We start from the raw sequence: 22,883 nt of genomic DNA on the forward strand, positions 1-22,883 counted from the left end.
CTCCTACTTTGATAGATTTAACATTTCCTGTTGCACCACCTGCAAGTTCAATAAGTTTTTCATATGTAACGCCGTTTTCAACATTGTAAATTCCAGGATTTTTTACTTTACCGCCGATTGCAACACCTTTAAATCCTTTTTCAGGAAGTGTTTTATAGCTGTCTTGAACAATTACAAGTAAGTTAGCTAAAATTTCTGCATTTACGTTTAAGCCTTCTTTGCTTTCTTTTACAACACTTATTTCTTTATCTAATAAACCGTAAGCTTTTGCATCGTTAACAGCTTTTGACACTCTTCTAAATGCAAGGTCATCTTTTGCTACGATATAACCTTCTTTTGCACCGCTTACTTCCATAACAATAAGCATTGATTCAACAATTACGTGAGGAGCTTCAATTAAAACTTTATTATCCGCAACAGCTAAAGCATCAAGCGTTTCGCAAACAACAACATCAGCACCTTTCCAATTGTCACAGCAAAGTTCATCTTGTTTTCTTCTATCAACAAGCAAAGCATCACTTGCAAGTTTAATGACATCAACTTCACCTTTTAAAACTTTTTCTTTTGCTTTGTAACCATCAAATGCTATATAATCATCTATACATTCAGGATTTGTCGCGCCACAATATTTAATAGCATTTTTCTTCTGGTTAACCAAAACCTTAGGATCCACTTTTTCCATAACCTCTTATTTACCTCCAAGTTATTTATATAAGATTTAATACAAAACTCCATAAAATCTTATTACTTTCTTTTTACTACACATTCATGGTTATAATAACAAAATATACATTATTTTTCAACTTAATTATAACCCAGTTAATAAAAAAATCCTACTTTATTCAAAATAGGACTTATCTTTATCTGTATACTCCTTATATTTATTATCATCCGAAGGCAAATAGTACATACATTTATCGCTCAAGCCGGAAATATACAAAGGAACATCATATAATGTGCACATTCCTCCTTCTTGATGTTTACAATCCAATGTACAATAAATATTCATCATAAAATCATTCTCCAAACAAAAGTATTCACTATTGAGTATTGACTAAAATATGTTAAAATATTTACAAATCAAAATAAAAAGGTATAAAATGAAAAACGGTAAATTAAGCAATCAAACATTAGAAAAAATATTATTCGATAAAATCAACATCAAAAACAAAGAAGTCTTGACAGGAGCAGGGATAGGAAAGGACACCGCACTTTTAAATTTTGAAGGCGATTTGTTTTCAATTTCCACAGACCCCATAACCGGAAGCAAAAATGGAATCGGAAGATTATGTGTAAATATATCATGTAATGACATTGCGACCTCAATGGCAAAACCCACTGCAATGCTGATAACAATGTTAATCCCCACATATGCCACGATTGAAGATGTAGAGTTCATTATTGACGAAATACTTAAAACCTGCGAAGAAAATCATGTAGATTTAATCGGTGGACACACAGAAGTAACTTCAAGTGTAAATAAATTTATTTTAAGCGGAGTATGTATAGGGAGAAAAGAGAACATTTCACATCCTACTCCCAAAGCAGGGGATAAAATCGTAATGAGCAAATATGCAGGGCTTGAAGGTAGCGCCATTATAACCCTTGATTTAAAAGAGGAAGTTGAAAACTTTTTAACAAAGAAAGAAATATCAAAAACATCAAAATTAATAAAGGACACATCCGTAATAAAAGAAGGATTAATAGCGAAAAATCTTAATGTAAGTCTTCTCCATGATGCAACAGAAGGAGGCGTTTTGGGAGGAATATGGGAGATGGTTTCAAACTCCGACTTTGGAGCAATTATAAATATTGATAAAATATTAATATTGGAAGAAACAAAAAAGATAGCAAAATATTTTAATATAGACCCATATAAGCTCATATCCAGCGGAGTAATGTTGTTTATAACTAATGATGACGAAAAGTTAAAAGAAGAATTAAACAAAAATAATATACCATCTGCAACAGTAGGATATTTAACAGAAGAAAAAGAAATCTATACTTTAGCAAAAGGAGTAAAAGAAATATTATCTCCACCTTCACAAGATGAATTATACAAAGTAATATAAAAAAACAACCAAAAAAGAGGCTTACGCCTCTTTTTATTACGATAATTCCAATGCACCGGTATACAACCTGTAATACGTACCATGTTTTTTGATAAGTTCTTCATGATTACCTCTTTCAATTATCGTACCATGCTCCAAAACTATAATTGCATCAGAGTTTCTGATTGTAGATAGTCTATGAGCAATAACAAATACAGTTCTTCCTTCCATTAATTTATCCATACCGTCTTGAACGATTTTCTCAGTTCTTGTATCAATACTTGAAGTTGCTTCATCAAGAATAAGTACAGGAGGATTATTTAGAGCAGCTCTTGCAATACTTAAAAGTTGCCTTTGACCTTGAGATAGTTCTTCACCTGTTCCTGAAATCACAGTATTATAACCGTCAGGAAGCATTTTTATAAAATGATCAGCATTTACAAGTTTAGCTGCCTCATATACTTCTTCATCAGTTGCATCAAGTTTACCATATCTAATATTTTCTTTTATCGTTCCAGTAAATAAGTTTGTTTCTTGAAGTACTATTCCAAGAGATCTTCTTAAATCTTCTTTCTTGATTTTATTTACATTGATTCCGTCATATCTGATTTTACCATCGGTAACATCATAAAATCTGTTTATCAAATTCGTTATAGTCGTTTTACCGGCACCAGTCGAGCCTACAAAAGCAATTTTTTGCCCAGGCTTTGCAAATAAATTCAACTTATGTAAAACTACTTTATTGGTATTATAACCAAAAGTCATATCTATAAACCTAACATCGCCTTTCAACTGAGTATAAATTACTATACCATCAGAATGAGGATGTTTCCAGGCCCATTTACCTGTTCTATTTTCACTTTCGGTAATATTTCCATTATCATCAATATTGGCATTGACCAATGTAACATACCCATTATCTTCTTCGCCTTTTTCATCCATCATATCAAATATTCTTTCGGCTCCTGCAAGTGCCATAAGAATCGGGTTTAACTGTCCTGAAATTTGACTGAATGGAAAGTTAAAGTTTCTTGTAAGTTGAAGAAAGGAAGCTATTCCTCCAAGAGTAAGTCCTCCCACCCCTGAAATCGCAAGAGCACCTCCAAGAATGGCTGTTAATACATACTGAATATAACCCAAGTTTGCAATTACAGGAATAATAATATTTGCATATTGATGAGCTTTTGCAGAACTTTCAAATAAATCATCGTTTATTTTATCAAAATCTTTTTTGCTTTTTTCTTCGTGACAAAATACTTTTACTACTTTTTGTCCACTCATCATTTCTTCAACATATCCATCTAATATACCGATATTTTTCTGTTGTTTCGCAAAATATTCTCCACTTTTCCCACCAATTATCTTTGTAGTAAGTGTCATAATTGCAATAATACAAACTGCAAGAAGTGATAATGGAATACTAATATAAATCATTGCACAAAATACTGCAATAACGGTTACTACTGAAGCAAATACCTGAGGAATACTCTGACAAATCATTTGTCTTAATGTATCAGTATCATTTGTATAAAGGCTCATAAGTTCACCATGAGGATGCGTATCAAAATACCTTATAGGAAGAGTTTGCATATGTTCAAACATATCATCTCTTACTTTTTTTAATACACCTTGTCCGATATTTACCATTAATCTCATATAAATAAAGGTACAAGCTACACCAACATAATATATACAAGCAAATGTTAAAATAGCTCTTATAACTCCAGTAAAATCAGGAGCAACACTGTTTATAAGTGGTGTAATACAGTCGTCTATCAAATACATCAAAAAAATAGAACTTGACATACTTGCAATAGAACTTACTATAATCGAAACAAAAACAAAAATAAACTGTATTTTATAACTCTTTAAAGCATATTTTAAAAGCCTTGCAGCTGTCTTCAAATAATGAGGCTTCTTATTTTTCATTTCCATTATTCTTTGCCTCCTTTCATTTGAGAATTATAAACATCTTGATATATCTCATTTGTCTTAAGAAGTTCTTCATGAGTACCTACTTGATTAATTTTACCATTATCAAGAACAACAATCATGTCAGCATCTTCAACTGAAGAAATTCTTTGTGCGATAATAATTTTCGTTGTTCCTGGAATCTTTTCCCTAAATGCTTTTCTTATCAAAGCATCGGTTTTTGTATCAACGGCACTAGTAGAATCGTCTAAAATAAGTATTTTAGGTTTTTTAAGGAGTGCCCTTGCAATACATAAACGCTGCTTTTGTCCCCCTGAAACATTTGTTCCACCTTGTTCTATTTTCGTATCATATTTATCAGGGAATTCACTAACAAAACCATCGGCCTGTGCAAGAATTGAAGCTTGGATAATTTCAGAATCTGTTGCATTTTCATCTCCCCATCTTAAATTTTCCTTTATTGTACCCGAAAACAAAGTATTCTTTTGAAGTACCATTGCAACTTGATTTCTTAAAGTTTCCAAATCATAGTCTCTTACATCAACACCACCAACCTTAACTTGTCCCTTTGTAACATCGTAAAGTCTTGGAATTAACTGAACAAGAGATGATTTAGAACTACCAGTACTTCCTATTATCCCCACAGTCATACCAGATTTTATATGTAAATTTATATCACTCAAAGGAAGATTATTTCCATTTCCCTCATCTTTTCCATATGTAAAATCTACATTTATAAAATCAATGGAACCATCTTTTAACTCCTTAACAGGGTGTTCTTTATTTTTAAGAGTACTTTCTTCAACCAATACTTCCACAATTCTTTCTGCTGATGTTTGTGCCATTAATACCATAACAAATACCATTGAAAGAATCATCAAACTTGAAAGTATTTGACTTGCATAAACAATAAGACTCGTAAGTTCACCTGTTGTCATTGTTCCAACAGTAATAAACCTTGCTGAAAAATATGAAATAAGGAGAATACATGTATAAATAGTAAATTGCATTACAGGTGCATTTAAAGCTACGATTTTTTCTGCTTTTGTAAAAAATTTATATATAAGTTTTGAAATACCATCAAATTTTTCTATTTCATGATCTTCCCTAACATAAGCTTTAACAACTCTGATTCCTGTTACATTTTCTTGAACAACACTATTTAATTTATCATAAGTATTAAACACCCTTTCAAAATGAGGATGTGCTTTTATTGCTATTAAATACAATAAAAATGATAATACCGGAATTGCTATAAAAAATATAATTGCAATATCAAAATTAATTTTAATTGTAAAGAATAAAGCAAATATCAACATTATCGGAGATCTTATAAGAAGTCTTACTATCATTTGATATGCCATTTGAACATTGGTTACATCTGTTGTAAGCCTTGTAACCAAACTTGCAGTAGAAAATTTATCTATATTAGGAAAAGAAAAATCCTGAATTTTATAAAACATATCTTTTCTTAAATTCTTTGCAAGTCCTGCAGATGCTCTAGCAGCATACTTTCCTGCTAAAATACCAGTTATTAATGAAATAATGGCCAAGAAAAATAAAAATAATCCAAGTTTTATAACAAAGTTCAAATTACCTTTTGTAATACCAATATCAATTATATCGGCCATATAAAAAGGAATAAGAACTTCCATGAGAACTTCGATAATTACAAAAAAAGGAGCAAGAAAAGAATCCTTTTTAAATTCTCTGATAGAACCCATTAAAGTTTTTATCATAAACATACCTCCCAAATAATAAATTCATAATAGTAAGGTTACCAACCCAATAAATATGAAAATTATTTCAAATTGTTTATCATTTTATCAGCCACAGAAAAAAATGTATTTATCTCATTTTCACTCAAACCTTTTTTTAATTTTTTCTCAATATTTTTTATATCTTCTGATATATGAGCTTTTATACAAAGACCTTTTTGTGTAATAACAATTTTTTTAAGTCTTGCGTCATAATCCACACTTTCTCTTCTTATAAGACCGTTTTCTTCCATTAACTGCAAAATCCCCGTAACTGTGGATCTTCTGAATTGAAAGGCAGATTCTATATCTTTCTGAAAAACATCTCTTTCTTGCGTTGAAACATAGTGAATAACGCGACTTTGAATACCTGTCACTCCATATTTGGAGCCTTCAGTGTTCATCTTTTTTCTTATTTCGTTTGATAAAATTTTAACAATTATACCTATTTCATTTTTATCTGAATCCATAACACACCTTCTAATAATGTTAGCTCCCTAACTATTATGTTAGTTGCCTAACTATTGTATTATGATTCTTTTTAATTGTCAATAACAAAATAAATTTTTCACATTTAAGACACAAAACAAAGTCCCCAATTTTACTCTAAAATAAAAAAGACAGATATAATTCTGTCTTTTTTGTTATAAATACCTTATTGTTGTGATTATAACACACAAACTTACTTTACTAAAACACGGTTAAAACACTTTATAGAAAATAAAAAGAAAAATAGACCCAAAATAAACATACCTAAAGGAAATCCCATGATAAATGAAAATACAGGAACCTCAAACAAATGATTGCATAAATTAAAACTTATATGAAAAACCGAAGAAACAATTAAACTGTTTGACTTCTCATATACATATCCAATTAAAATACCTGCCAATACCGCATATGTACCTTGTATTATATTCATATGTAAAATACCAAACAACAGCGCCTGTATGAAAATAGCTGATCTTATATTTATATACTTTTTTAAATTATTGTAAACCAATCCTCTAAGCATCAACTCTTCACTTATTGGAGTAATTATTCCCACACTTATAATGTTTAAAATAATACCTCCGGAAGATAAAATTTCCATTGTATCAATATACTGACTAGAGTATCTTGTTAAATCAAAAAAAGTTATGATTCCCATGGTCAACATATAAAAGCTTATACCCATAATTGCACTTAATGTAAGTAACGACAGTTTATTGATATTACTGTTTATTCTCAAATTTAAATTATTTGTTTTATAGAGTATAAACATAAATATAAATATATTGATAACGGAAGAAAAAAGTAATATCAACATTGTGTTATTATTGATAAAACCAATCATATCCTGCGTTGATATACTGGTACCATTGTTTACATTTTTAAATATATAAAACAACTGAAAAATAATCCCGGTTAAAATCTGACCAATACCCCAAATAAATAAAGGATATATACATAAAAATATTTTTTTTATACTATTGTCTTTCTTCATCTTAACCTCTAAATATTTTTATGTACAAGCTTATAATTACCCGTACTGTCAATAGTCATAACACCGTAACTTCTTTTGCCAAAACTCCTAAGGCTCAATGTTCCGGGATTAAATAAATGTATATGTCCCATTTTTATATCCAACTTTTCATGTGTATGTCCAAACAAAACAATATCCGCACCGACTTCACAGGCTTTATAGAATATATTCGTATATGAATTTTTGACTCCATAAAGATGCCCGTGTGTAATAAATATCTTTTTCCCGGAAAGTTCAAAAAATATTTCCTCGGTTTCTTTCATAAAGTCACAATTACCTCGTACTTTTTTTACCTCGACACCGGATAAATCCATATCAACTTCATCCATATCAAAATGATGATCTCCTATATGAAAAATATAATTATAGTTTTTTTCTTTTTTAAGAACTTTTTCAAGAGTTTTAATATCTCCATGAGTATCACTTACTATAATAATTTTATCCATTCTATTACCTTCTGTATTATTGATTAAACTTTTTATCCAATATCTCTTTTGCTTTCATAAAAGCTCTTCTTCTGTGACTTACACTGTTTTTTTCATCAAAAGTCAGCTGCGCATATGTCTTGCCCAATTTATCGATATAAAATAACGGATCATATCCAAATCCTCCGCTGCCGACTTCTTCAAAACCTATTATACCCTCTACTTCTCCTCTGACAACATCTGTATTTCCGTCTTCATAGCAGATTCCTACCGTACATACAAATTTAGCGTCTCTGTCTTTTTTTTCAACTCCTTCAAGAGCATTAAGTAATTTTTCGTTATTTTTCTTGTCGTCTTTTTCTTCTCCTGCATATCTGGCAGAATATATTCCGGGCTCTCCGTTCAGATACTGTACCATAAGCCCCGAATCATCACCCAAAACCAATTTCCCTGTTTTTTCATGGATTGCTTTTGCTTTTATTAAGGCATTTTCTTCAAAAGTTTTTCCATCTTCGACTATATCATCATCAAACCCTGCTTCTTCCATACTTATAACCTTATAATCGTTAAGTATACTTTTTATTTCATCCAATTTGTGTTTGTTTGCCGATGCTATTATTATTTCTTTCATAATTAATACCTCTATTTATTCAGTTCCAATACATCCCTTTGAATATCTATAAGTTCTTTTACTCCTTTTTTTGCAAGAAGTAAAAGTTTATTCAATTCCTCTTCTTTAACCGGTCTTTGTTCACCTGTCATTCCAAGCTCTATATATTCTCCGTACTCATTCATTACGACATTCATATCAACAATCGCATTTGAATCTTCTACATAACATAAATCGAGCAAGGCTTCATTTTCAACTACACCAACACTTATTGCGGCAACGAAAGAAGTAAGAGGAAGTCTTTCTATTTCTCCTTTTTCAACCATTTTATTGAGAGCATCATACAAAGCTACAAAAGCTCCCGTTATACTTGCTACTCTAGTTCCTCCATCGGCCTGAATAACATCACAGTCTATCATCACGGTTTTCTCACCCAAAATATTCAAATCCACAACACTTCTCAAACTTCGACCTATAAGTCTTTGTATCTCAGAACTTCTTCCGTCAAGTTTTAATCTGTTAATATCTCTTTGTTTTCTCGTTTGCGTTGAAGATGGAAGCATAGAGTATTCACAAGTTATCCACCCCGTGCCTTCTCCTCTCAAAAACGGAGGAACTCTGTTTTCAACAAATGCAGAACATATTACCTTGGTATTCCCCACTTCTATAAGCACACATCCATCGGGATACATTGTGTAATTTTTCGTGATTTTTACTTTTCTTTTTTCGTCATATTTTCTTCCGTCAAAACGTTCCATATAATACTCTCCTTCAGTTTTTTTCTTCGTTTGAATATTCTTTGATAATTTCAGTTTCAATTATACCATTATTTTCCTCTTTTTGGTCAATAATAAAACGAACTTTTTCTATTGAATCGGAATTTTCTTTAATTGTAAGAGCAACACTGTTCTTATACAAATTTAACATAACTTTATCCATAGTGGAAAACTCCTCAGTTAAATGGACATATACGCTTTCTCCCTTTATAAGCACATCTTTGATGTTAGCTTCATCCGCAAATATCATACTCGAATATTTTTTTTCACAACAAAGTCTGAAATGTTCTGTTAAAATTTCCTTCAACTCAAGATTGCTTTTATTATAATACACACTGTAAGGAATATAATTATATACATTATCACATTTTTTTGCCACATACATGGTATATTTTGCTTTTGATTTTGATGTGGACTTAATCTTATTTATATTTTCTCTTGCATATGGTTTATTCATTACAGTACCGAAAGATAACTTTTCTTTACCCTCAAGGCTGAACATAACCCTATCGATATTTTTATATTCTGTTAAAGCATATATTACCGAATATATAAAGGAATCTTCATCACTTTTATCCATAAATTCATCCGCACTTTTATTTAAACTGACTTTTGCGGTTTCTCCATCAACCTGAACACTTTTTATACTTCCTGCGACAATAGTGGGTAAAAGACCGTTTTTACTTGCAATTTTGCTGTTCTCTTCATTATCGGTCATTAAATTTAAAATATTGTCAAACATAGCTTCTTCTTTTGTTACAGTTCTTGTAAGAGGAACAACATAGTTTTCTGCGGTTTTATAATAAACAGTCACCTGTTCTTTTTCTTCCTTTACTTCCTTTTTTATATAACTGCCTACAGTCTCCTGAACTTTTGCCGTTAAATCAGGTTCCTTTATGGTTATATAACTCAAAGCGATAATCATAACCAACAATAAAAATTTAATCAATTTTTTCATAAGCTTGTCCTCCCGTAAAATAATACAATTCATATATCCAAAGAAAAATATATAAAAATGAATTACATACTTTAACCGTCACAATTATATAAAAAACAAACAGAATAATATGAGGAAATCTGAAACAGAGGCGCATAAATATCAATGTAGCATTTTTTTATATATTGAATACTATAAATACCGGGAGGGAATGAAATGAAAGAAAAAACCATTAAAATATTGGCAGTCTGTTTTGCCTTTATAATATGTATTTCTACGGTCGGTATAATATCCGCCTCAAGTGAAAAAAAAGGTATAGATGTCAGCGTATGGCAGGGTGATATTAACTTTAAGGAAGTTAAGAAAGACGGTATCGAATATGTCTATATAAGGGCCGGCGAAGGAACTAACCTGGTTGATTCAAAGTTTGAAAGAAATTATAAAGCAGCAAAAAAAGAAAAATTGAAAATAGGATTCTACCACTTCGTAACAGCGAGAAATACCTCAGAAGCAAGAGAACAAGCTCACTTTTTCTACTCTTTAATAAAAAGCAAAAAACAGGAACTCAGACCTGCAATGGACTTTGAACAACTAAATGGATTAAGCAAAAAAGAAGCTAACGATATAGCAAAAGTATATATGGAAACCCTTGAGAAACTTATAAAATATAAACCTGCATTCTATTCAAATGCTTACGATGTGGAAAGTGTTTGGGAAGAAGATCTTTCAAAATATCCTCTATGGGTTGCCGATTACGGTGTAAGACGACCGTATACAACAGGGCACTGGAGAGAATGGTCAGGATTCCAGTACAGCAGCCGAGGAAGCGTAAAAGGAATACACGGACATGTAGATATGGACAGATTCAAAGAAGAAATGCTTATAACCGAAGAAGAAAAAAATAAAAATAAAGAATATATTTCCTATACAGTTAAAGAAGGAGACACCTTAAAGGAAATCGCAAAAAGATATAAAACAACACCTAAAGAACTGATTAAGCTAAACCACTTAAAATTAATTCATCCCGGAGAAAAGTTATTGATTAAAAGATAATCGATAATTCCATTCATAAAATAAAATTATTAAACTAAAATCAAAGGAAGCTAAATAGCTTCCTTTGATTTTAAATATTGTCTACTCTATTATTAAAATTAAATATACATTTAAAATATAAAAAACCGATTGTATAACAATCGGTTAAAGTCAAAAGTAGAAGTTTATTATAAAAAATCTGTCATTAGTTTCCTAAAGATAATAAATATTTATTTCTTCAAATTTATTTCCTCTTCTTAATAGCATCTTTTCTAAAACTATTCTATCCTTATTTGAAATAGTAATTGTTTTACTTTTACCGTTTTTATTTAGTAAAACACATTTGTAACTATCTTTATTTATTTTCTTTAAATACATTTCTTTTTGACATTTAAGAAAACTAAATGTATTAATACACTCTTTTGATAAATTACTGATTTCATAAAACACAAAATCATAATTCCTACTAGGCTTTTGTTGCATTTCTGGAATGAACCATACGCCTGCTATTTTTTTTACATTTCGTATTTTGACTTCCCGTATCCACCTTTTAACAGTATTTGAAGTAATATTATAAAGCTTTGCATAGTCATCAATTTCTATATAATCACAAGATAATTTTATAACCTCTAATTCCTTAACATAAGTATCCCGTGAAATATATAATTTTCTATACAACACAATAGAAAGACTTGAGTTTGTAACCTCTAACTCATAAACACAATTATCTGAGCTTAATGTTTTTATATTATACATTTTTACAACTTTTAAAAGTCTTTTTATATATTTAAGGAAAATATTTTTAAATGTATCGTCTATAGAATTTATTTTTTCTTTAGAATAAAGTTCTTTTAATTCTATTAAGTAATTTATAATATCTTCTTTTGATTTTAACTCTCTTGAGTCACATGAAGCTAAATCCCCATTATTGTTAAGTTCACTTAATTTATTATTGTCTAACTTATCTTCTAAATCAAATCTTTGAGAATTAAAATATTCTGTATTCCTCTTATGCAGCTTATCTTCATTTACTCTCCAATTAGATACAAAATATCGACAAACCATTTTTGCATCTGGAGAAAAAGGCTGAAAAATTATATCTTTCATTACTTTTTTAAGATGAGATTCAAATAAAATACTCTTTTTTAGATTCACATTACTTTCATTTCCTCTCATAGAAGATAAATTTTTTATATATTCTTTTATATAAGGAGTTGCTAAATATTTATTTAAATAAGAATAAATTAAATATAAAAACATTAATATTAATGTAAAATTAAGTTTTACATCTCCAGTTATATCTTTATAATCATAACTTATTTGACCTGAGGCTCTTGTTGCATGAGTAAATTTACATAAAGTCGCCCAAAAATCAAGAAAAGCTTTTTTATTTTTATTGTTTGGATAAATAGTATTATTAAATATAATTCTATCTATATTTATATATTCTATTTTATCCCATTTATCTCTAATCTGTATATCATCATATAATAATGCATATTTACCAATAACTAAAAACTCAAATATATTTCGCATTATTATTCTTGATGAACCAATATTACCTTCTGTGGTCATCTTAATAACAGATAATAAGTTATTCATACTTTTGATTACTGTTGATAAAATCATATCTAAATTTTTATTATTTCCTAACCCCATAAAAGATCTAAATTTCATATATTGTAATGCTAAAAAATACATTTCATCAAAAATATCTTTTATAACCCTTAATGTACCTTCATAATCTTCATTAATATACGAACGATTTTCTTCCATTATTTTATAAAAATCATCAAAGCTTTCTAACTTTATATCTTCTCTATTATCAAATAAATTATTTATATCCATTTACTAACCTTATTCTTTATTACAATCTCTTTTGCCTTAGACCCAAAATAAAAAAGCTGAAAACCCTTTATATTAAGGTTTTCAGCGATTTCTCAAGTGGTGCGGATGAAGGGAGTCGAACCCCCACACCGAAGTACTAGATCCTAAGTCTAGCGCGTCTGCCAATTCCGCCACATCCGCATATTTATAAAGCTATATTATTATATATAAATTTTTATATTATGTCAATAATTTTTTTATAAATTCCTTATAATTTTATATAAATTATTATAAATCGAAATTACACTTCTATTTTATATAATTATTAACAACAAAATTTATTAAGTTATAATTTTTAGTTAAGAAGTTCATAATAAATATATATTATAATTATTATACTGAAAAAATAAACATAACTCATCAAACAAGGCGGATAAAAATCATGACGAGAAAAGAAAAAGATAATTTTTACGAAAAAGTAAATCATATAATAACACATGAGGAAGTAAGAAGAATGCAGAATTTCATGCAACACGGAATAACAGACACGTACACCCACTGTTTAAACGTTGCTTTTTCATGCTACAAATTTGTAAAAAAACATAATATCAAAATAAACGAAGATGAACTTCTAAAAGGTGCACTGTTACATGACTTTTACTTATATGACTGGCATGAAAATAAAAAAGAAAGAGAAGGCTTTCACGGATTTAAACACCCAAACAGAGCTCTGATTAACGCAAAGAAACATTTTGAACTTACTCAAAAAGAAGAAAATATCATATCCTCTCATATGTGGCCTTTAACACTCAGGAATTATCCCAAAAGCAAAGAAGCAGTTATAGTTTGCATTATGGATAAATGGTGTGCAGTAACAGAAACAAAAGACAAATATTTTAAAAAAGTTAAAAATTTAAGAAAAGAAAATTTAATGTAAAAATATATTCAACATTTTAAAAGAAGGGTTTTCCTTCTTTTATTTTTTTATGTTATAATTGATGATAACAGCAATATAGGAGGATACAGAAAGGTGGTAAGAACTATTTTAAAGTTTATATTATATATAATTATCGCGGTTATCATTCTTTTAATCTTAGGAGTCATATACCTAACGATTACGGAATATAAACCCGAACAAATAGAAGAAGCAAAATTAATAAAAAAATACGATAACAATAAAAAAATAGACTTGAATAAATCTTTAAGTGTACTGACATACAATCTGGGATATTGTAATGACAGCGCAGACAGCGATTTCTTCATGGACGGAGGAAAACGAACCCGGATAGAATCAAAAGACAAAGTAATAAGAAACATGAAAGGCATCGGAAATAATATTAAAGAAGCAAATGCCGACATAGTAATGCTACAAGAAGTCGATGAAAAGTCCAAAAGAGGATATGGTGTCAACCAAGTAAAATATTTAAGCGATAACCTAAAGGGAAGCAGTTATTTTGCAAAAAACTTTTCATGTAAATATATTCCCTATCCGATTCCCGATACCATAGGTGAGGTTCAAGGCGGAATTGTTACGATAAATCCTTTTGAAGTAAAAGATGCAAAAAGATATGCATTACCCGTTGCATTCACTTATCCAATCAGGGTATGCCAACTTAAAAGATGTCTTTTGGTTCAAAGAATAAGCATTGAAAACAGCGATAAAGAACTAGTTCTTGTTAACCTGCATATGGAAGCTTACGATGACGGAGAAGGGAAAAAGGCACAGACCAAAGTACTGACAGATTTTTTAAAGGAAGAATACAAAAAAGGAAATTATTGCATTGCAGGAGGAGATTTTAATCAAAACTTCCCCGGTGCAGATTACAGCAAATATCCTATAAAAAACGATAAATATTTTTCTCCGGGAACACTTGACTTAACAGCATTTTCAAAAGACTGGACTTTTGCTGTTGATGACAGTACTCCTACATCAAGACTTTTAAATGAAGAATACAATGAAAAAAGTCCAAATACACAGTTATATGTAATTGACGGCTTTATATTATCACCAAATATAAAACTTAAAAAAACACAAACAATAGATACAAAATTCAACTACGCCGATCATAATCCGGTAAAAATAGAAATTGATTTTGTGAGGAAGTAAAAAATGAGCATAATTGCAACAATAATAGGTATAATACTCGGAGCAATCTGCTTTTCAATGTGGACAAAATATATGAGCAAGACAGTGAAAAAGAAATCCCTAAAGATAGACGAAAATAATTTTGTAATGAAAAAACCGCAATCAAAAGTCGTATTTCATACAGGAATTTTGATATTTACAGTAGCGGCATTTGCCCTTTACAAACAAGGTTTAATATTTCAAGACTCACTTATGTGGGACATATTATTTATAATTGTCATACTTATGAATTTATTCAATGTACAAAAGGCAATAAACAGAAAAATAACCGTAGAAAATAACAAAATAACGGATACAAAAGGAAATGTTTATTCATTTTCTGAATTTACTTCATGCAGAGTAATAAATATGGCAACAATACTGTTTATTGACAACACCCCTGTATTAAAAATAGAAAATGATGATATAGGATACGATGTATTTTTACAAAAGTTAAAAGAATACAATATTCAAATAATTGATTTAAGAAAAAAGAGCAGATAACCTGCTCTTTTTTAAAGGTATTTTATATTGAATTCTTTGTTTGTTATAAATAAAACTTCAACATCTTCATCTTTGCTTCCATGAAATCCCTTAGACCCCTCTTTGTACCAAATGAAACTGCCTTTGTCAAAATCGCCTAAATTTGTATGAAGGGTTCCGTTTAAAACATACATACCGTGAGCACAATCATGCACATGCCAAGGGGTAAGAACACCTTTCGGATATATCATTTGTTTAACCATCATTTTTGTATCTTCATCATCAACCAAATGCATATCATACGTAATATTGCCTGTATTTTTACTTATGCGTTTATGTTCCTTTAAATTAATATCTTCGCTTCTAAGTACTATATCGCTCATAAAAAACTCCTTTTTTCTAAATTTTATACCTCATAAAATAATATGTCAATATTATATGATAGCAAGGAAAATACTTTTTATTTTGCGTAAACAATCTTTTTTATTATAATTTCAAGAAAATTCCAAAATAAAATTTTTCTGTGAAAAATATATACTTTTTGTGTAGGTGTTTTATACATAAGAAAGTATTCTAACTAATAAGGAATAGAGCAAATATATAAATAAAAAAGCGGCAGAAAATCTGTCGCTTTTTTATTTATATATTTTACGATTATATGGATATATACAGTTGTTTTAAGTAATAAATAAAATAATATAGTGCAAATTATTGATTAGTTTTGATTGATTATGATTGAAAATGATTGACATTGCTTTATTATAATGATATTATACATTTGAAAAGGAAGTGATGATATGTTAACGGAAAAAAGATATGAAAAAATTATTGATATGCTTGAAGAAAAAAGTGTTATAACCGTAAAAGAAGTTACTCATGTACTTAATTCTTCCGATGCGACTACAAGAAGGGATTTTAAAGCATTAGAAAAGATGGGTAAAATTAAGAGAGTACACGGTGGTGCTATCAGAGTAGAAAACAGCAGTTTTATTAATGTGGAAGAAGATATTATCACTAAAAAAAATATTCATAAGGAAGAAAAAGATTCAATAGGAAAAATGGCTGCGGGTTTAATAAATGAGAATGATTTTGTTTATTTGGATGCAGGTACTTCTACAGAAACAATGATAAAGCATATTAAAGTTAAAAATGCAACTTTTGTGACAAATGGTGTATATCATGCATTAAACTTGTCTAAAATGGGATATAAGGTATATATCCTTTCCGGTGAAACAAAAGCTTTAACAGGTTCTGTTACCGGAGTTGAAGCGGTTCAAAGTATAAATAAATATAATTTTACAAAAGGATTTTTCGGAACAAACGGGGTGGATATAAATGCCGGATATACCACTTATGAAGACAAAGAAGCAATGGTAAAAGAATCCGGTTTGAAAAAATGTAAGAGAGCTTTTATTTTGAGTGATTCTTCCAAATTTAACAAAATAGCTCCGATAACCTTTGGAAATATAGAAGATGCGACAATAATTACTGTTGGTGGAGTAAATTCTGTATTTAAGGAAAAGACTAAAATAATGGAGGCAGAATAATATGATTTATACCGTTACATTTAATCCCGCATTGGATTATGTTATGGTTTTGGATAAATTCGGCTTGGGAGATGTAAACAGAACAAAAGAGGAGTTTATTAATCCAGGAGGTAAAGGGATTAATGTTTCTATGATGCTTAAAGAACTGGGGATAGCTAATACTGCTCTTGGATATGTTGCAGGATTTACCGGCAGAGAATTTTTGAAAAAACTTGAAGAAAGAAACATAAAGAATGATTTTGTAACTTTGAAAGAGGGTATGACGAGGATTAATGTAAAAATAAAAGCAGATGTTGAAAGTGAGATAAATGCAACAGGTCCTTTAATTACACAAGATGATATAGATTTATTGCTTAATAAACTAGAAGATTTAGAAAATGAGGATATACTTGTCCTGGCAGGAAGCGTTCCTGCTTCTATGAATGATAATATATATGAAAAGATTATGAAAAAGGTTAAGGACAAAGGTATAAAAGTTGTTGTTGACGCAACAAAAGATTTACTTTTAAATGTTTTAAAATATTCTCCTTTTTTGATTAAACCTAATCATCATGAATTGGCAGAATTATTTTCCGTTAAAATAGAAAGTGATTCAGATATAGTTAGATATGCAAATAAGTTAAGAGAGATGGGTGCAAAAAATGTTTTAATTTCGATGGCTAAAGACGGTGCTATTTTGGTAGATGAAAGAGGAGATGTCCATAAAAGTTCTTCTCCGAAAGGAAAAGTCATAAATTCAGTAGGTGCAGGAGATTCAATGGTGGCCGGCTTTATATGTGGGTATGAAAGATATAAAGATTATGAAAAAGCTTTGAAGCTCGGTATTGCGGCCGGAAGTGCAAGTGCTTTCAGCGAAGGAATAGCTCAAAAAGAAAAAGTAGAAAGTTTAATGAAATTGTTATAAAACAAAAGGAGAGTTAGATGAAAATTATTGATTTGTTAAAAAAGGAAGGAATTGCCCTTAATCCTGATGTAAAAAATAAGTCTGATGCAATTAATTTTCTCGTTGATTTGATGGATAATAGCGGGAATTTATCAGATAAGGAAGAATACAAGAAGGGTGTACTTGAAAGAGAAGCTCAGGGAACAACAGGTATAGGAGAAGGGGTAGCTATACCTCATTCTAAAAATAAAGCTGTTATAAAAGCCGGCCTTAGCGCTATGGTTATAAAAGACGGCCTGAATTTTGAATCACTTGACGGGAATGACGCTTATTTGTTTTTTATGATTGCGGCGCCTGATACCGATGCCAATGTACATCTGGAGGTCTTGAGCCGTCTTTCAACATTGTTGATGGATGAAGATTTTAGGAATAATCTTATACATGCAAAGAATAAAGATGAATTTTTAAATATGATTGATAAAGCAGAAAAAGAAAAATTCAAAGAAGAAGAGGAAAAAGAACATTCTTCATCAGACAATGAAGAATATTTTGATATTCTTGCCGTTACGGCTTGTCCTACCGGAATTGCTCATACTTACATGGCTGCCGAGGCACTGGAAAAACAAGCCGGTAAAATGGGAATAAAAATAAAAGTTGAGACAAACGGTTCCGGAGGTGTAAAGAATAAACTCTCTAAAGACGAGATAAAACATGCAAAATGTATTATCGTAGCAGCAGACAGGCAAGTTGAAATGGCTAGGTTTAACGGTAAAAAAGTCATTGAAACAAAAGTTGCGAATGGCATTAATAAGGCTGAACAATTACTGAATGATGCTATGAGCGGCAAAGCTTCTGTATATGAAAACAGTGGCGAGGTTACAGCCGAAAGCGAAGCAAACGAAAGTTTTGGACGACAAGTCTATAAACATCTTATGAACGGTGTTTCTCATATGCTGCCTTTTGTAATAGGCGGAGGGATTTTGATAGCGCTTGCCTTTTTGTTTGACGATGCAAGTTTGGGTGCAAAAACATTTGGCTCTAATACGCCATTTGCGGCTTTTTTGAAAACCATTGGTGATACTGCTTTTGGGTTCATGCTACCTATATTGGCCGGATATATTGCAATGAGTATTGCCGACAGACCTGCGCTGGTTACGGGCTTTGTGGGCGGTGCCCTCGCAAACAGCGGAGGTTCTGGATTTTTGGGAGCTTTATTGGCAGGATTTATTGCCGGATATTTAATGCTCGGACTTAAGAAAGTTTGCGAAAAACTTCCTGCAAGCGTAGAAGGAATGAAGCCTGTCTTGATTTATCCGCTTCTTGGAGTATTATTGATAGGTGCTGTTATTACTTTTGTGGTAAATCCGCCAGTATCCCTTCTTAATACTGCTATGACAAACGGACTTAACACAATGGGAGAATCTTCAAAAGTAATTTTGGGGATTGTTCTTGGGTCTATGATGTCAATAGATATGGGAGGACCGTTTAACAAAGCTGCATATGTTTTCGGAACAGCTTCTTTGACAACTGGCAGTTATGATATTATGGCTGCGGTTATGATAGGCGGAATGGTTCCACCTTTGGCTATTGCTCTTTGTGCAACATTTTTTAAAAACAGATTTTCAAAAGATGAAAGAGGTTCTGCTCTTACCAATTATGTAATGGGGTTATCGTTTATAACCGAAGGAGCAATACCTTTTGCTGCAGCTGATCCTTTGCGAGTAATACCTTCATGTGCCATTGGGGCGGGGGTTGCTGGAGGATTGTCGATGTTGTTTAATTGTACCCTTCGTGCACCTCATGGAGGATTTTGGGTAATTGCCATTATAGGTAACCCTTTATATTATATTATTGCCCTTCTGGCAGGATCTTTGGTTGGGATGATACTTCTTGCAATTCTGAAGAAACCTGTTCATGAATAATAAAAACCTTTTAAATAAAGAACCTGAATTAATACTTCGGGTTCTTTATTTTTTGTAAATGTAATTCAATTTTATTATTTAATCTATAAAATTCACTGCAAAAATATAAGCTTATAAATACTTTTGTCTTATATTAATTTATGATATAATTAAACACATATTTGTTTTAGGGGTAATAATTTGATGAATATTAAAAATAAATCTTTTTTAGCTGATTTTGCACTGCTTATAATGGCGCTTATATGGGGAAGCGGATTTATATTTACAAAAAATACACTGGACTCTCTTACCGGTGTTCAATTAATATTTTTACGTTTTTTAATAGCTTTTGTTACTTTGTTTATAATAAATATAAATAAAGTAAAATTGATAAAAGCTAAAACGGTAATTAAAGGTGCTGTAATAGGTTTTGTTCTTTTTCTCGGGTTTGCCTTTCAAACTTACGGTTTAGTTGAAACATCTGCAGGTAAAAGTGCTTTTTTAACCGCAGTATATGTTGCGATCGTTCCTTTTATAGCAATGTTTGTGGGAGAGCATAAGCCAGAAAAGCATAATTTTGTAGCCGCTTTGCTTATGATTGTAGGTATATTTTTTCTTACTATAAATCCAAATGAAGGTTTTTCAATTGATTTTTATGACGGCATTACTTTGATTGGCGCTGTATTTTGGGCTTTTCATGTTTTTTTCGTGGGTTTGTTTTCAAAAGATGAAGATCCAATCATTCTTTGTATGATTCAAATGGGATTTGCGGGCATATTTGCATTTGTATTTTTGATTTTAAACGGAGAACTTTTTACATTTAATATTTCGGGAAATACTCTTCCGACATTGTTGTATCTTGGTGTTATTGCTTCTGCAGGAGCCTTTTTGATTCAAAATATTGCTCAAAAGTATACGACACCTACTCATGCGGGTATACTAATGAGTATGGAAAGTGTATTTGGTACTGTTTTAGGTATTATTTTCCTAAATGAAGTTTTTACTATACAAATGTTATTCGGAGCTGTTATAATATTTACGGCGTTGATATTAGCCGAAACAAATTTTTCTTTTTTAAGAAAAGAAAAATCCGATATTGATGTTGATACAAGTGATTGTAATTGATAAGGAGTTTTATGGAAATTTTAAAAGACATTGAGAATATTATAGATAAAGAAAATATTTTATTGAATGAACCGATGAAAAAACATTCTAACTTCAGAAGCGGAGGTAATGCAAAAATATATTTATTACCTAAAACCGTTAAGGAGTTGGAAGAACTAATAAAGTATTTTGAAAATAATAATACAGAATATATAATTCTTGGAAGAGGAACAAACATTTTAGTTAAAGACGGCGGTATCGATAAAGTCGTTATAAGCACTTTTAAATTGACCGGACTTGAAATAGAAGATAATATTGTAACTGCCGATGCCGGCACCCCCCTTGCTTTGATTGCAAATAAAGCTCTTGCAAAAGAGCTGGAAGGTTTTGAATTTGCCGGCGGTATTCCGGGAAGTCTTGGCGGAGGTATCTTTATGAATGCGGGAGCACATGGTGGCGAGCTTAAAGATGTTCTTCTTGATGTTAGAGTAATTGATAACGGAAAAATCAAAGTCTTAAAACCGGAGCAGTTGGATTTAAGTTACCGACACAGTAATATATCCGAAAAGGGATATGTCGTATTATCGGCAAGGATTAAACTCAAAAAAGGAAGTAAAGAAGAAATAAAAGCAAAAATGGAAGAGTTTAAGGATTACAGAACCAGAACACAACCTTCGGATCCTTCTGCCGGAAGTACGTTTAAAAGACCTGAAGGGTATATAGCCGCAAAGCTTATTGATGAAGCGGGATTAAAAGGCTATACTGTCGGAGGTGCTTGTGTCAGTAAGAAGCATGCCGGTTTTGTTATAAATGAAAATAATGCATCAACTAATGATATTCTTGCGGTCATTGAGCATGTCAAAAAAGAAGTATTCGGTAAATACCATGTTAGATTGGAAGAAGAAGTAAGGATAATAGGTAAAGATGCTTAGGAGGTTTTGTTATGAATTATGCCGATTTTAAAGTTATAAAAGATAAACTTGAGAGAAGAGCAAAAATATTATCGTTTGTACCGATATTTATATTTTTGGCAATGATATTTCAAATTGTATTATTGATTGCAAGAACTCAGACTGACGCTACCTGGTTTAATTTTGTATTGGTAGATCAATTATTTACCAATGCACGTCTTTTTTACAATGTACAAAATGTTGTATTATCTGTTATGTTTTACGGTGCAGTTGGGGTAAGTGTTATAATAATGGGAACATGTGCATTCTTTTGTTATAAGAATGTAAAGTTTGCTTATTCTGTTATAATATTCTTTTACATTATTGATTTTATCATTACTATATTGTCTATTGATTATATACAAATGGGGATACACTTTGTATTTTTATGTTTGATGTTTTATGCAAATAGAACATTGACTCATTTAAATAGTATACCAAAAGAGGTTTGGGGTTACGGTGAATAAAAAAAGAGCTATATAGCTCTTTTTTTATTTGAACTTTACGGCTGTTCCGTATGCAAATACTTCTGCTGCACCTTGCATTACTGCAGAAGAAGCATATTTGACTGCCACTATTGCATCGGCACCCAGTTGTTCAGCCTCATTTACCATTCTTTTGGTTGCAAGGGCTCTTGATTCATCCATCATTTCCGTATATGATTTTAATTCTCCTCCAACCAGGTTTTTAAATGTTTGTCCTATGTCTTTACCTAAGTTCTTTGTTTGAATGCAAGAACCTTTTACAAGTCCAAGCATTTCCAGTTCTTTTCCCGAAATTGTTTCAGTAGTTACTAAGATCATCTTCTTCTCCTTTTTCTATTTCTTTAATTCTTTCAATTACAACATATATCATTAAACCTATCAGTCCCAAAAAGATTGCTGAGCCTATTATTTTAATCAATATAGGTATAGGCAATATTACAATTGAAACAATATATATTATAAATACAACTATCATTAATGCACCGATTATTATAGGTGCTATTTTCTTTTTATTTTTCTTATTCTTATTCATT

Annotated in this window: 25 protein-coding genes and 1 tRNA gene; 11 read left to right on the top strand and 15 right to left on the bottom strand. The window is 30.7% G+C overall.

From position 1 onward, the window contains the following. Positions 1-682 (bottom strand): SLBB domain-containing protein (locus QZ357_RS02695; protein ID WP_290771508.1); only part of this gene is annotated, 682 nt, incomplete at its 3' end. 156 nt (positions 683-838) lie between these two features. Further along, positions 839-1,012: a hypothetical protein gene (locus QZ357_RS02700; RefSeq protein WP_290771510.1), complete on the bottom strand. Its 174-nt coding sequence runs from the start codon at positions 1,010-1,012 to the stop codon at positions 839-841. Between the two features lie 88 nt (positions 1,013-1,100). On the opposite strand from QZ357_RS02700, the gene QZ357_RS02705 reads away from it, so the two are divergent. Next, entirely contained in the window at positions 1,101-2,072 is a 972-nt protein-coding gene (locus QZ357_RS02705) for an AIR synthase family protein (RefSeq protein ID WP_290771512.1), read from the top strand. A 36-nt stretch (positions 2,073-2,108) separates the two neighbouring features. Here QZ357_RS02705 and QZ357_RS02710 read toward each other — a convergent pair whose 3' ends face one another. The 8 genes from QZ357_RS02710 to QZ357_RS02745 form a co-directional block, all read right to left on the bottom strand. Further along, positions 2,109-3,980, bottom strand: coding sequence for an ABC transporter ATP-binding protein (locus tag QZ357_RS02710; RefSeq protein WP_290771650.1), 1,872 nt, complete (start codon positions 3,978-3,980; stop codon positions 2,109-2,111). A 5-nt stretch (positions 3,981-3,985) separates the two neighbouring features. After that, positions 3,986-5,722 carry an ABC transporter ATP-binding protein gene (locus QZ357_RS02715; RefSeq protein WP_290771514.1) on the bottom strand — a complete coding sequence of 579 codons (1,737 nt, stop codon included), beginning with the start codon at positions 5,720-5,722 and terminating at the stop codon, positions 3,986-3,988. Between the two features lie 62 nt (positions 5,723-5,784). Next, a complete protein-coding gene (locus QZ357_RS02720) occupies positions 5,785-6,210 on the bottom strand; it encodes a MarR family transcriptional regulator (protein ID WP_290771516.1) in 426 nt (141 codons plus the stop codon). 212 nt (positions 6,211-6,422) lie between these two features. Then, positions 6,423-7,226 carry a type II CAAX endopeptidase family protein gene (locus QZ357_RS02725; RefSeq protein WP_290771518.1) on the bottom strand — a complete coding sequence of 268 codons (804 nt, stop codon included), beginning with the start codon at positions 7,224-7,226 and terminating at the stop codon, positions 6,423-6,425. Positions 7,227-7,234: 8 nt separating this feature from the next. Next, positions 7,235-7,711, bottom strand: coding sequence for a metallophosphoesterase (locus QZ357_RS02730; protein WP_290771521.1), 477 nt, complete (start codon positions 7,709-7,711; stop codon positions 7,235-7,237). A 16-nt stretch (positions 7,712-7,727) separates the two neighbouring features. Next, positions 7,728-8,321, bottom strand: coding sequence for an XTP/dITP diphosphatase (locus QZ357_RS02735; protein ID WP_290771523.1), 594 nt, complete (start codon positions 8,319-8,321; stop codon positions 7,728-7,730). 11 nt (positions 8,322-8,332) lie between these two features. Further along, the gene (gene rph / locus QZ357_RS02740; RefSeq protein ID WP_290771525.1) at positions 8,333-9,058 is read right to left on the bottom strand and encodes a ribonuclease PH; all 726 of its coding nucleotides are present in this window, start codon (positions 9,056-9,058) and stop codon (positions 8,333-8,335) included. Positions 9,059-9,071: 13 nt separating this feature from the next. Continuing rightward, positions 9,072-10,034 carry a GerMN domain-containing protein gene (locus tag QZ357_RS02745; protein WP_290771527.1) on the bottom strand — a complete coding sequence of 321 codons (963 nt, stop codon included), beginning with the start codon at positions 10,032-10,034 and terminating at the stop codon, positions 9,072-9,074. 195 nt (positions 10,035-10,229) lie between these two features. Here QZ357_RS02745 and QZ357_RS02750 point away from each other — a divergent pair, with 195 nt between their 5' ends. Continuing rightward, positions 10,230-11,066, top strand: coding sequence for a GH25 family lysozyme (locus tag QZ357_RS02750; RefSeq protein WP_290771529.1), 837 nt, complete (start codon positions 10,230-10,232; stop codon positions 11,064-11,066). 192 nt (positions 11,067-11,258) lie between these two features. Here QZ357_RS02750 and QZ357_RS02755 read toward each other — a convergent pair whose 3' ends face one another. Beyond that, a complete protein-coding gene (locus QZ357_RS02755; RefSeq protein ID WP_290771531.1) occupies positions 11,259-12,893 on the bottom strand; it encodes a hypothetical protein in 1,635 nt (544 codons plus the stop codon). Between the two features lie 97 nt (positions 12,894-12,990). Further along, positions 12,991-13,073, bottom strand: a tRNA-Leu gene (locus tag QZ357_RS02760). A gap of 241 nt (positions 13,074-13,314) precedes the next feature. Between QZ357_RS02760 and QZ357_RS02765 the strand changes: the two genes are divergently transcribed. The 3 genes from QZ357_RS02765 (at position 13,315) to QZ357_RS02775 (ending at position 15,501) form a co-directional block, all read left to right on the top strand. Then, a complete protein-coding gene (locus tag QZ357_RS02765; RefSeq protein WP_290771533.1) occupies positions 13,315-13,809 on the top strand; it encodes an HD domain-containing protein in 495 nt (164 codons plus the stop codon). 93 nt (positions 13,810-13,902) lie between these two features. Beyond that, positions 13,903-14,979, top strand: coding sequence for an endonuclease/exonuclease/phosphatase family protein (locus QZ357_RS02770; protein WP_290771535.1), 1,077 nt, complete (start codon positions 13,903-13,905; stop codon positions 14,977-14,979). A 3-nt stretch (positions 14,980-14,982) separates the two neighbouring features. Beyond that, on the top strand, positions 14,983-15,501 hold the full coding sequence (locus QZ357_RS02775) for a hypothetical protein (protein ID WP_290771537.1): 519 nt from the start codon (positions 14,983-14,985) through the stop codon (positions 15,499-15,501). 11 nt (positions 15,502-15,512) lie between these two features. Here the strand turns inward: QZ357_RS02775 and QZ357_RS02780 are convergent, their stop codons facing one another. Next, positions 15,513-15,863 carry a hypothetical protein gene (locus QZ357_RS02780; protein ID WP_290771539.1) on the bottom strand — a complete coding sequence of 117 codons (351 nt, stop codon included), beginning with the start codon at positions 15,861-15,863 and terminating at the stop codon, positions 15,513-15,515. 414 nt (positions 15,864-16,277) lie between these two features. On the opposite strand from QZ357_RS02780, the gene QZ357_RS02785 reads away from it, so the two are divergent. From QZ357_RS02785 to QZ357_RS02810, 6 genes are all read left to right on the top strand, one after another. Then, positions 16,278-17,027, top strand: coding sequence for a DeoR/GlpR family DNA-binding transcription regulator (locus QZ357_RS02785; RefSeq protein WP_290771541.1), 750 nt, complete (start codon positions 16,278-16,280; stop codon positions 17,025-17,027). Between the two features lies 1 nt (position 17,028). Beyond that, entirely contained in the window at positions 17,029-17,931 is a 903-nt protein-coding gene (gene pfkB, locus QZ357_RS02790) for a 1-phosphofructokinase (protein ID WP_290771543.1), read from the top strand. 17 nt (positions 17,932-17,948) lie between these two features. Beyond that, positions 17,949-19,832, top strand: a complete 1,884-nt coding sequence (locus QZ357_RS02795; protein WP_290771545.1) for a fructose-specific PTS transporter subunit EIIC — start codon at positions 17,949-17,951, stop codon at positions 19,830-19,832. Between the two features lie 183 nt (positions 19,833-20,015). Further along, on the top strand, positions 20,016-20,936 hold the full coding sequence (locus QZ357_RS02800) for a DMT family transporter (protein ID WP_290771547.1): 921 nt from the start codon (positions 20,016-20,018) through the stop codon (positions 20,934-20,936). 11 nt (positions 20,937-20,947) lie between these two features. Further along, complete coding sequence (murB, locus tag QZ357_RS02805; protein WP_290771549.1) at positions 20,948-21,847, top strand: UDP-N-acetylmuramate dehydrogenase; 900 nt, start codon at positions 20,948-20,950, stop codon at positions 21,845-21,847. Between the two features lie 11 nt (positions 21,848-21,858). Then, positions 21,859-22,332, top strand: a complete 474-nt coding sequence (locus QZ357_RS02810; protein WP_290771551.1) for a hypothetical protein — start codon at positions 21,859-21,861, stop codon at positions 22,330-22,332. 24 nt (positions 22,333-22,356) lie between these two features. On the opposite strand, the gene QZ357_RS02815 is transcribed toward QZ357_RS02810, so the two are convergent. Continuing rightward, on the bottom strand, positions 22,357-22,668 hold the full coding sequence (locus QZ357_RS02815) for a YbjQ family protein (protein WP_290771553.1): 312 nt from the start codon (positions 22,666-22,668) through the stop codon (positions 22,357-22,359). Then, positions 22,649-22,882: a hypothetical protein gene (locus tag QZ357_RS02820; RefSeq protein WP_290771555.1), complete on the bottom strand. Its 234-nt coding sequence runs from the start codon at positions 22,880-22,882 to the stop codon at positions 22,649-22,651. Before QZ357_RS02820 ends, QZ357_RS02815 begins: the two co-directional genes overlap by 20 nt. Position 22,883: the final 1 nt, after the last annotated feature.

This window comes from Anaerofustis sp., from assembly GCF_019420015.1.
GTDB lineage: Bacteria > Bacillota > Clostridia > Eubacteriales > Anaerofustaceae > Anaerofustis.